The following is a 10,326-nucleotide window of genomic DNA, read 5'->3' as shown; positions in this document are numbered from 1 at the left end:
CCCCTTCGCGCGCCACGGGCCGAGGCTCGTGCCCGCCTCGAAGAGCGCCGGGGCGAAGGGAGTGCCCTCGTAGGTCTTCTCCGCGGCTGCCTCCATGGCGCTCCAGAGGTCGGTGTCCAGGTCCGCCGGCGGCGTCGCCCAGGTCTCGTCGAGCTCGGCGAGCGCCTCCTCCTCGCTCTGGCCCTTCGCGGTGGCGAGGGCGACCTCGACGTCCCGGTCGGCCAGCAGCGTGCGCACACGGGCGAGGAACTCCCGCGGCTTCTCCCCGCCGGGGATCCCGCGGCAGTTGACGCGTGTCGTGGCCTCGGAGGGGATGACGTTCTCCTTGTAGCCGGCCTCCTGGATGACGAAGGCGTGCGTCGTCCGCAGCAGTGCACGGTGCAGCCAGGGGTAGTCCGACTGCTTGACCACCAGTGCCGCCGCCCGCTCCCGGGACCGCTCGCTGCGAGCCTTGAGCATCAGCCGGATCGCGCCGGCGAAGCGGCGATCGGACGTCGCGTGCTGCAGCGCCTCGAAGTACTCCCGGGTGACGTCGGTCAGGTGGACCGGCGCCTCCCACTCCCCCAGCTCGACGAGCGCCCGGGAGAGGGTCACGGCGGCGGAGTCGTCCGGGATCGGCTTCGACGAGTGGGTGGCGGTCCCCTTCGCCGTGATGTCGAGGTTGAAGTAGACGTTGTCCTGACGCGTGGCGGTGATGAGCATCGGGGTGCTCTCGTCGCTCTGCGCGAGGAACCAGCCACCCTCGGTGAGCACCGACCCGGCATCGATCTTGTCCCAGTGGTTCTCGGCCAGCCAGCGGGATCCGTAGCTGCCCGCCTCCTCGTCGCAGTCGGTGAGGATGATGATGTCGCGGTCGAAGGTCGCGCCCTCGTCCAGATGACGGAGCAGCGCGCTGATGGAGGCGGAGTTGGCACCCTTCATGTCGAGGGCGCCGCGGCCGTGGATCTCGCCGTCGACGACCGTGCCGGCGAAGGGGTCGTGGTCCCAGTTCTCCTCCTCGACCGGCACGACGTCGGAGTGGCCGAGGAAGAGCAACGGCTCCTTCTCGCCCGTGCCCTCGATCCGGGCGATGAGGTGGACGTTGTCCGGCTGCGGGGTGTCGATGATCTCGGCGTCGACGCCGGCGTCCTCCCAGACCTTCTGGAGCATCTCGGCGTGCGGGCGCGTCCTGCCCCCGTCGCCGTCGTTCTGGGTGTCGAAGCGGATCATCCGCTGCAGCAGGTCCAGCGGGTCCATGTCGGCCGCGGCGACGGCCGCCCCCTTCGTGCTCCCGGTGGGGCGGGCCCCCTTCGTGAAGGCCCCGGCGCCACCGGCCGTGGCCACGCCGAGCGCCGCGACACCCACCCCTCCGAGGAAGGCGCGACGGGGCAGGCTGCTTTCGGGGCTCTCGCTGGTGCGGTGGTCCATGGCGACTCCTTCGTCGGTGTGGCTGTCCGCGCAGCATTCGCCCGGTCCCGTTGCGGCACAACGGGTGACCTCGCGGTAGCACGACCAGCGGTCGGGCGGGAGCGACGGACGGCGCCGCCCTTGGACGTGCCTGACCGGGCCGTGACCAACTCCTGGCGAAGGGGATGCCCGGCCGTGGAATGTCAGGCACCGGCATCCCCACCCGTCACTCCCGACACATCCGCCCCCCGGTTCCGGTAGCATCGCCTGTGGCGCCGTCGCGGTGTCGTTGTCGTCAGGGGAATGGGAATGATGAGCATGGGCCTGAGCGAGGTCGTCTCGATGGGGGTCGTCGGTGTCGGATTCGTCGCCGGACTACCGTTCCTGATGTCGTGGGTCGAGAAGAACCTCATGGACGGCCGCTCCCACCGCGACTGACCGCTCCCCCGAGCCCACTCCACGGACACCGTCCGTAGAGTGAGACGCGTGAGCAGCAACACCAGAGACATCGAGTCAGGCGTCCACCGCGACTTCCGGGAGGAGATGTCCTACGGGTCCTACCTGGCCCTGGACACCTTGCTGGACGCACAACGCCCGATCAGCGTCCCGGAGCACCACGACGAGATGCTCTTCATCATCCAGCACCAGACCTCCGAGCTCTGGCTGAAGCTCGTGCTGCACGAGACCCGCTCCGCGATGGACCTGCTCGCCCGCGACGAGATGCGCATCGCCCTGAAGCGGATCGCCCGGGTCAAGCACATCCAGCGCACGCTGACCGACCAGTGGTCCGTGCTCGCGACGCTCACGCCCACGGAGTACCAGGAGCTGCGCCCACACCTGGGGCACGCCTCCGGCTTCCAGTCCTGGCAGTACCGCGCCGTCGAGTTCGCGCTCGGCAACAAGCACGCGGGGATGCTCCCCGTCTTCGACGGCGACCCGGAGGCGCAGGTGCTGCTCACCGAGCTGCTCGAGGCGCCGAGCCTCTACGACGAGTTCCTGCGCCACCTGGCCCGGCGCGGCCACCCGATCCCGGGGCGGGTCCTCGAGCGCGACGTCACGGTCGCCCACGAGCTCGACGACCAGCTGACCGAGGTCTTCGCCGACATCTACGCCCACGCCGAGGACAACTGGGACGTCTACGAGGCCTGCGAGGAGCTCGTCGACCTCGAGGACAACTTCCAGCTGTGGCGCTTCCGCCACCTGAAGACCGTCCAGCGCATCATCGGCATGAAGCGCGGCACCGGCGGCAGCTCCGGGGTGGCCTTCCTGCGGCAGGCGCTGGATCTGACCTTCTTCCCCGAGCTCTTCGCGCTGCGCACGAGGGTCGGCGAATGAGCGCCCTGTCGGCCCGCGCCCGGGAGCTGGACGCCGCCGACCCGCTGGCGTGGTGCAGGGACGAGTACCTGCCGGCCGAGGGCGTCGTGGCCTATCTGGACGGGAACTCCCTGGGCCGCCCCCTTCGCGCCACCGCGGAGCGCATCGAGCGCCTGGTCCACCACGACTGGGGCACCCGGCTCATCCGCTCGTGGGAGGAGCAGTGGATGGAGCTGCCGCTGCGCCTCGGTGACCGGATCGGTGGGGCCTGCCTCGGCGCCGCGCCCGGCCAGACGGTCGTCGGGGACTCCACCACCGTCATGCTGTACAAGCTGCTGCGGGCGGCGGTGTCCGCGGCCGGCCCCGGGCGCGACGAGATCGTGCTCGACAGCGAGAACTTCCCCACCGACCGCTATGTCGCCGAGGGGATCGCGGCGGAGACCGGTGCCCGGCTGGTGTGGGTGGAGCCGGACCCGGCGAAGGGGGTCACCCCCGACCTGGTCACCGGTGTCCTGGGTGAGCGGACCGCGGTCGTCCTGCTCTCGCACGTCGCGTACAAGTCGGCGTGGGTCGCGGAGCTGCCGGAGATCACCCGGCTCGTCCACGAGGCCGGTGCACTGGTGCTGTGGGACCTGTGCCACTCGGTCGGGGTGGTCCCGAGCGAGCTGGACGCGCACGAGGTCGACCTCGCGGTCGGGTGCACCTACAAGTTCCTCGGCGGCGGTCCCGGGGCGCCGGCCTTCGGGTACGTCGCCGCGCGCCACCAGGAGCGGCTGCGCCAGCCGATCCAGGGGTGGATGGGCCACGCGGAGCCCTTCGTCATGGGGCCCGGGTACCGGCCGGGGCCCGGGATGCGGGCCTTCATCTCCGGCACTCCCCCGGTGCTCGGGATGGTCGGGATCGAGGACTCGGTCGAGCTCATCGAGCGGGTCGGCCTCGACGCCGTGCGCGCCAAGGCCACCGCGCTCGGGCGCTACGTCATCGAGTCGGTGGACGAGCACCTGGCGCGACACGGTGTGCGGGTGGTCTCGCCACGCGAGGACGAGCGCCGCGGCGGGCACGTGACGATCGCCCACCCGCGCTCGCGGGAGATCTGCGCCCGGTTGTGGGAGGAGGGCGTCGTGCCCGACTTCCGGGAGCCGGACGGGATCCGGCTCGGGCTCTCGCCGCTCAGCACGAGCTTCGCCGAGGTCGGCCGGGCCCTCACGCAGGTCGAGGAGCTGCTCAGCCGCTGATGGCCGCCACGACCGCCGGCCAGTGCCGCGAGGCCGGGTCGATGAGGTCGAAGTGGTGCGCCCCGGTCACGAGCGTCGTCTCCGCCGGGAAGGACTCGCTCTGCCCCACCGGCACGGTCTCGTCGTCGCGGCCGTGCACGAGGTGGATGCGCCGCGCCCCGTCGGGGTTGGCCGCGAGCAGCCGGGTCGGGTCGAGGCGGGAGTAGAGGCGTGGCGCGTCCTGCGGGCCGCGGCCGATCCAGTCACGCACGGCGTCGTCGCCGAGCCGTTCGGCCACGGCGGCGTCGAAGTCGCTGACCGCCGCGAGGCCGACCGCCCGCATCGGGGGCAGGTCGGGGGTGAGCGCCCGCCACAGGGCCAGCGTCCCACCGGCCGAGTGCCCGACCCAGGCCCGCACGTCCACCCCCAACGCCTGGAGGTGGTCGTCGAACGCCGCCAGGTCCTCGGTCGCGGTGCAGGGCGCCCCCGGGACCCGCCGGTACTCGGGGAGGACCACCTGCCAGCCCTCGTCGGCGAGCGCGCGTGCCTGGGGTCGGGAGTGGGTGCGGTCCACCCCGGGGCGGAAGTAGCCGCCGTGGACGAGGACGAGCGCCGGCGCGTCGGCCGGGCCGTAGCGTTCGAGCACCATGTCCTCGGAGGAGCCGTAGCTCTCGGCATCCGTCGAACGACGTCCACCCTCGGCAAGCAACCGGGCCAGGGCCTCGTCCTCGGAGGCCTCTGTCGGGGTGGGCTGGTGCGCCACGAGCGCTCATCCCCTTCGTCGACGGACACGGACTCTCCATGTTCTTGCGGTCCGGCCGGGCGCGCAAACCGAGGACGACTACATTGGCCCGGTGCCCATGACCGAGCGGATCTACTCCAGGCTGATGCGCCGCGTCCCCGCGGCGGAGGAGGAACTGCCCGAGGAGGTGCGGCGCAACGTGCCCCACAACGGGCTGCGGCTCGTCGGGGCGCAGGCGCTGCAGTCCTCCGGTGACCAGACGGTCAACGCCTCGACGGTGCTGCCGTGGCTCTTCCACGCCCTCGGGGTCCCGACCGCGCTCATCGGTGTCCTCGTGCCGATCCGCGAGTCCGGGTCGATGCTCCCGCAGGCACTGCTCACGCCCTGGATCCTGGGCGTCCGCCGACGCAAGTGGGTCTACGTCCTCGGGGCGCTCGTGCAGGCGGTCGCCGTCGCCGTGATGGCGCTCACCGCGGCAGTGGGCCACGGGGTGACCGCCGGAGTGGTCATCATCGTCGCGCTCGCGGCCTTCTCGCTCGGGCGCTGCCTGACCTCCGTCTCCTCCAAGGACGTGCAGGGCCAGACCGTGCCGAAGGGGGAACGCGGCCAGATCAACGGCCTGGCCACCACCGCCTCCGGGATCGTCTCGATCACCCTCGGCCTCGCGGTGCGCACCCTCGGAGGTGGCGATCTCACCGGCGCCCAGCTGGCCTGGCTGCTCGGGCTCGGGTCGGCGCTCTGGGTGCTCGTCGCGCTCGTCTACGCCGGGGTGCGCGAGCCGGCCGACGTGAGCGAGCGGACCGAGCAGGACGTCGACGCACAGGGGTGGTTCGCGGAGGTCGTCACGCTGCTGCGCACCGACCGGGCCTTCCGCGACTTCGTCCTCGTGCGGGGGTTCCTGCTCGTCTCCTCGCTGTCGCCCCCCTTCGTGGTCTCGCTGTCGGTGCGATCGGACACCTCGGCGCTCACGGGACTCGGCGGGTACATCCTCGCCTCGGGGGTCGCCGCGCTCATCGGTGGGCGGCTCTTCGGGCGGATGGCCGACCGGTCGAGCCGGCGGCTGATGACCGTCGGTGCTGGCGTGGCCTCGGGGCTCGTGCTCGTGCTGGTGCTCCTCGTGACGCTCACCGGTATCGAGGGGACCGCGCTCGGGTCGGTGGTCTTCGTCGTCACGTACTTCCTGCTCACCCTCACGCACACCGGGGTGCGGGTCGGGCGCAAGACCTACGTCGTCGACATGGCCGAGGGCGACCTGCGCACCACCTATGTCGCGGTCTCGAACTCCGCCATGGGCCTCGTCCTGCTGCTCGTCGGCGGGATCAGCTCGGCCATCGCGACCCTCGGGACGGAGTGGGCGCTGGTCTTCCTCGCCGCGCTGGGACTGCTCGGGGTGCTCGGGTCGGTGCGGTTGCCGGAGGTCTCGCGCGGCTGATCCTTCCACCCCCGGTTCCGCGGCGGCCATGATGGCGTCATGGAGTACACCGAGATCACCTACGAGGTCCGCGAACGGGTCGCCACGATCACCCTCGACCGGCCCCGGGCGCGCAATGCCTACACCGCCGTGATGGCGGACGACCTCGCCGACGCGCTGCGCCGGGCGGACCGGGACGAGGACGTCCGGGTGGTCATCCTCACCGGCGCCGGGAGCGACTTCTGCGTCGGCGCGGACCTCTCCAGCGGTGGCTTCGGCGTGAGCGAAGGGAGTGGCGCCACCGGCCCCGAGCACTGGCAGGAGCCCGCGGGACGGTGCTCCCGGACGATCCACGAGATGAACACGCCCGTTATCGCCGCGATGCACGGCGCCGCGGTCGGTGGCGGGCTGACGATCACCCTCTCCTGCGACTTCCGGCTGGCGGCGAGCGACTCCCGGTTCGGGCTGGTCTTCTCCCGCCGCGGGATCTTCCCCGAGGGCGCCTCGGTCTGGTACCTGCCTCGGCTCGTGGGGATGACGACGGCCCAGGACTGGCTGCTCACCGGGCGGATCTTCGGAGCCGAGGAAGCGCTGGCCGCCGGGCTGCTCAGCTCGGTGCACGAGCCGGAGGAGGTGCTGCCGGCCGCGCGCTCGCTCGCCGAAGAGCTGCGCGACAACACCGCCGCGGTCTCGGTCGCGGTGATCCGGCAGATGCTCGGCCGGCTGTCGGGGATGGACAGCCCCTACCCCGCGCACGAGCTCGACTCCCGGCTGATCGGCGACCTGCCGCGCAATCGTGATGCGGCGGAGGGCGTGGCGTCCTTCCTGGAGAAGCGCCCGCCGGAGTTTCCGGACACCGTCGCGGAGGATCTGCCGGCCTATTTGCCGTGGGTGTGAAGGGGCCTCTCCATCATCGGCGGGTGCGGCATCAGTGGTGGACGAGGCGGGTCTTCGTCCCCAGCACCTCCAAGGTCGAGCTCGGCTCGTCCTGCAGGTCCGCGGTGGTGGCGATGTCGCGCCATTCGCCGCCATTGACCCGGTACTGGCCCGTCAGTCGGGCATCGACACTGACATCGACCATGTCGGCGTGCTCGTACGTGTGGGTGATGTCGCCGTCCGGGTAGGCGCCGCCGGTGCTGCTCGTCCACCTCGATGTGGAGCCGTCGCCGTAGTTGTACCGGTAGTCCTGTGCGGCGACCTTGAACTCCACGGTCCAGGAGAGCAGTTGGACCTTCTTGCTGACTTCGCCGGGTTGCAGGCCGTCGTCATCGGGCCAGGTCACCGCGTAGTAGGTCGGGAGGTTCTTCAGCGTCCTCAGCCCCACCGGCTCGATGCTCGGGCTGGGCTTGCTGAAGGGCAGCTCCCGGAAAGCCTGCTGGATCTGCCCGAAGGACGGCGTCGGAGGTGCCTGGACCCGAACGGTCACCGGCTCGCCGGCTCCCCCGCCGCCCTTCTTGGGCTGGCCGGGCAGGGCCACCGAATCCGGTGTGCCGCAGGACAGCCCGCTGTATCGCCAGCCACCGTTGTTGACGCTGATCCAGGTGATGGTCGGAGCGTCGTAGTAGTCGGGATTTCCTGCCTCCGTGATGCATCCCGCCCGCGCGCTCGAGCACTGCGTCAGGGACATGTCGTTGCAGACCTCGGTCTTGACCCGGATGCCCTTCTTTGGTTTGTCACTCTTGACCTTGACCGGGGAAATCGTGGCGGAGCGGTCTTTGGTGTGGTCGGTTGAAGCGGGAGGGGCGGGGGTGTCGCCGAACTTGGTTACGCCTGGCGACACCCGATGGTTCCGATCTGTCTTCGCACTCGCCCCTAACGTCCGATCGTTGAGATGAATATCCGGGCTAGCCGCTGCAGTGGAGGTGAGGACGCTGAAGACCAGCACCAGCACTCCCCCGAAGACGAGCGTGCAAAACCTCGTCATGAGACGACCCAGTCCGCAATCTTCCATCCACCGCCGCGCCAGATCACATGTTGCGTCAAATGGAACTGCGTTGCGTCGACGGTTCCGTACGGCTTCCCATTCTTCAAACCGCGATGCTTGGCGACATCGACGTCCATCACAACCTTGTATCCGGAGTCAGGGCGCTTGGTGGCTTGGAGTCCACTCATAGAATATGGATTCGCACTACGTACTCGCCCTTTCTCCGCATCCGTTCGAATATCCTTCACGACCTGAGAGCACGGTGGGCACTTCGACGTTGCCATCTCATCGAGCAATGACGGATCCCCAGACTTCGAGGCCTCGCCAATCTCGTTCTGGTACGCCTTCCCAAACGCCGCCGCGCCTTCCTTCGTTCTCTTCGCCGCGACCGCGGGCATGCCCTCGGGCAGTTCACCAGTACCGGGAGACGAATCGGAGCTGCCGCCCCCTTCGCTGCTATTGGTGGAGCTCTCGTCCGTCGAAGCACCGGAGGACGACGAGCCCGACGCTTCCGACGTCTCCCCCTGCGATGCATCGCTGGTCTTGCCCTGACCGGCCGGGGTGCGTGGGGACACCGTCGTGCTGGGCTCCGTCGGCTCGTCACCCCCGCCGCATCCGGCCAGGCCGCCGGCCATCCCTGCCGCGGCGAGCAACGCTGCTCCACGCCCAAAACGCACGGGTACTCCCCTTCGTCGCGATGAGGCGGCCTCCCCGACCACCTCCGGATGGCACACCAACGTAGTGAAATCTGACGGCTTCGCACCTCGAGAATCCACAGGCCACCCCTTGCTTTCGAACACCTGTTCGACTAGAGTTGCTCCATGGACCCGACCACCAGCAGCGCCACCCCGCCGCCGCGGGTTGCGGAGACGAGCATGCAGGACCTGCTCGACCTGCTGGCGAAGGGCGAGGTCTTCTACACGCCGCCTCTGGACGATGTCCTGCAGCGCGCCCACGCCGTCATCGGCACCATCCTGTCGACCATCGACGACAACCCTCCGGCGAGCGCCACCAAGTACAAGGAACACCTGCGCGAGGTCGAGCGGCTCAAGAGGCGCGTCGACGCTGCCCGCCTGCGCCTGATCGCGCAAGCACAGGCGGCGGAGGCGCACGAGGCGAACGGCCACACCGACTCCGGCTCCTGGGTCGCCGGCGCCACCGACTCCGACCGGCACGCGAGCCAGGGCGATGCCCACCTCGCCGAAGCCTTCGGGACGGGGACGGACGAGCAAGAGGCCTCCGACGAAGGGTGTGCCGCGACCGCCTCCGACGCCGACGACCCCGCGGGCACCAACCCCGGCAGACGGCCACGGCTCAACGCGACGGCTGATGCACTTGCCGAGGGCAGGATCAGCGCCGAGCACGCCAAGGTGATCGCCCGGACCCTCGACGACGTACCCGAGCACGTCACCGACGAGCAGTACCTGCAGTGCGAGGCGGAGTTGCTTGCCCTCGCGGTCAACCGCTCCCCCTCCCGTCTGCGAGCAGCAGCCCGGCGGGTCCTGGCCGCCATCGAGCCCGACCCCGAGGTCGTCGACGAGGACGAGGACACCACCGTCGCCGACGAGGAAGAGCGCGCGATGGAGGCCTCGGCCTTCTGGATCCGCGACAACCACGACGGGACCATGACCGGGCACTTCACCGTCCCCTGGGCCTCCGGGATGATCCTCAAGAAGGTCATCGACGCCATGACCGCACCGCGCCGCCGCGGTGGCGATGCCGGCGAGGCCCATGACTCCCAGGACTCTCGCGAAGGGCAGGGTGGCGAGGCCTTCCGGCGACCATCGTCCGACCCCAAGGGCACCGAGATGAGCTGGCAGCACAAGCGGGGCCTGGCCTTCGCGGACCTGATGTCCCGAGTGCCCACCGACCACCTGCACAACAAGACCGCCGCGACCCTGCTGGTCACGATCCGCCTGGCCGACCTGCAGCAGGCGCTCAAGGCCAGCAAGGTGGCCACCACGGACATCACCGGCGGCGTCCTCAGCTCAGGGGCCACCCGCCGACTCGCATGCGGGGCGGGCCTCCTCCCCACCGTGATGGACACCGATTCCGTCCCCATCGACCTCGGCCGTCAGGCCCGACTCTTCACCGAAGCCCAACGCATCGCCCTCTCGACGCGCTACACCGAGTGTGCGACCGAAGGGTGTGACCGGCCCTTCGCGTGGACCGAGACCCATCACCTCCGACCTTGGGAGTCAGGCGGGCGCACCGACATGGACAACGCCATCCCGCTCTGTGGTCGGCACCACCACATGATCGACTCCCCCAGGTGGCGTCACGCCACCCACCACCACGGCGACGGCACGGCCCACATCACCTTCCACCGGCGGGA

Annotated in this window: 10 protein-coding genes; 6 read left to right on the top strand and 4 right to left on the bottom strand. The window is 70.3% G+C overall.

The genetic code is table 11. The features are described from left to right. On the bottom strand, positions 1–1,407 hold a 1,407-nt coding region (locus tag JCO01S_RS14640; RefSeq protein WP_068257389.1), incomplete at its 3' end, for a M20/M25/M40 family metallo-hydrolase. 282 nt (positions 1,408–1,689) lie between these two features. Between JCO01S_RS14640 and JCO01S_RS16395 the strand changes: the two genes are divergently transcribed. From JCO01S_RS16395 to JCO01S_RS14630, 3 genes are read left to right on the top strand one after another with little or no spacing between them, the layout of a single operon-like run. Beyond that, positions 1,690–1,824, top strand: a complete 135-nt coding sequence (locus tag JCO01S_RS16395) for a hypothetical protein (protein ID WP_281189237.1) — start codon at positions 1,690–1,692, stop codon at positions 1,822–1,824. A gap of 48 nt (positions 1,825–1,872) precedes the next feature. Beyond that, the gene (locus JCO01S_RS14635; protein ID WP_068257386.1) at positions 1,873–2,721 is read left to right on the top strand and encodes a tryptophan 2,3-dioxygenase; all 849 of its coding nucleotides are present in this window, start codon (positions 1,873–1,875) and stop codon (positions 2,719–2,721) included. Continuing rightward, the gene (locus JCO01S_RS14630) at positions 2,718–3,935 is read left to right on the top strand and encodes a kynureninase (RefSeq protein ID WP_068257382.1); all 1,218 of its coding nucleotides are present in this window, start codon (positions 2,718–2,720) and stop codon (positions 3,933–3,935) included. Before JCO01S_RS14635 ends, JCO01S_RS14630 begins: the two co-directional genes overlap by 4 nt. Here JCO01S_RS14630 and JCO01S_RS14625 read toward each other — a convergent pair. Beyond that, positions 3,925–4,677 carry an alpha/beta hydrolase family protein gene (locus tag JCO01S_RS14625; protein WP_068257379.1) on the bottom strand — a complete coding sequence of 251 codons (753 nt, stop codon included), beginning with the start codon at positions 4,675–4,677 and terminating at the stop codon, positions 3,925–3,927. The genes JCO01S_RS14630 and JCO01S_RS14625 overlap by 11 nt on opposite strands. 97 nt (positions 4,678–4,774) lie before the next feature. Between JCO01S_RS14625 and JCO01S_RS14620 the strand changes: the two genes are divergently transcribed. Together JCO01S_RS14620 and JCO01S_RS14615 are read left to right on the top strand one after the other, a co-directional pair. Next, entirely contained in the window at positions 4,775–6,088 is a 1,314-nt protein-coding gene (locus tag JCO01S_RS14620) for an MFS transporter (protein WP_068257376.1), read from the top strand. Positions 6,089–6,127: 39 nt separating this feature from the next. Further along, positions 6,128–6,964 (top strand): enoyl-CoA hydratase-related protein, encoded by an 837-nt coding sequence (locus JCO01S_RS14615; RefSeq protein ID WP_068257372.1) that lies wholly within the window; start codon positions 6,128–6,130, stop codon positions 6,962–6,964. A 31-nt stretch (positions 6,965–6,995) separates the two neighbouring features. Here JCO01S_RS14615 and JCO01S_RS16315 read toward each other — a convergent pair whose 3' ends face one another. Both JCO01S_RS16315 and JCO01S_RS15810 read right to left on the bottom strand, forming a co-directional pair. Next, complete coding sequence (locus tag JCO01S_RS16315; protein WP_245634463.1) at positions 6,996–7,952, bottom strand: hypothetical protein; 957 nt, start codon at positions 7,950–7,952, stop codon at positions 6,996–6,998. Positions 7,953–7,987: 35 nt separating this feature from the next. Further along, the gene (locus JCO01S_RS15810) at positions 7,988–8,566 is read right to left on the bottom strand and encodes a DUF6318 family protein (RefSeq protein WP_157074651.1); all 579 of its coding nucleotides are present in this window, start codon (positions 8,564–8,566) and stop codon (positions 7,988–7,990) included. 246 nt (positions 8,567–8,812) lie between these two features. Here JCO01S_RS15810 and JCO01S_RS14605 point away from each other — a divergent pair. Beyond that, on the top strand, positions 8,813–10,326 hold a 1,514-nt coding region (locus JCO01S_RS14605), incomplete at its 3' end, for an HNH endonuclease signature motif containing protein (protein ID WP_157074650.1).

Source organism: Janibacter corallicola NBRC 107790 (assembly GCF_001570965.1).
GTDB lineage: Bacteria > Actinomycetota > Actinomycetes > Actinomycetales > Dermatophilaceae > Janibacter > Janibacter corallicola.
Note: the sequence above shows the minus strand (reverse complement) of the source record. Positions and strands in the feature narration are given on the sequence as shown.

Coding starts and splice junctions, on each gene's coding strand:
- JCO01S_RS14615 (WP_068257372.1), top strand. CDS start 6,128: ATGGAGTACACCGAGATCACCTACGAGGTCCGCGAACGGGTCGCCACG.
- JCO01S_RS14630 (WP_068257382.1), top strand. CDS start 2,718: ATGAGCGCCCTGTCGGCCCGCGCCCGGGAGCTGGACGCCGCCGACCCG.
- JCO01S_RS14620 (WP_068257376.1), top strand. CDS start 4,775: ATGACCGAGCGGATCTACTCCAGGCTGATGCGCCGCGTCCCCGCGGCG.
- JCO01S_RS16395 (WP_281189237.1), top strand. CDS start 1,690: ATGGGAATGATGAGCATGGGCCTGAGCGAGGTCGTCTCGATGGGGGTC.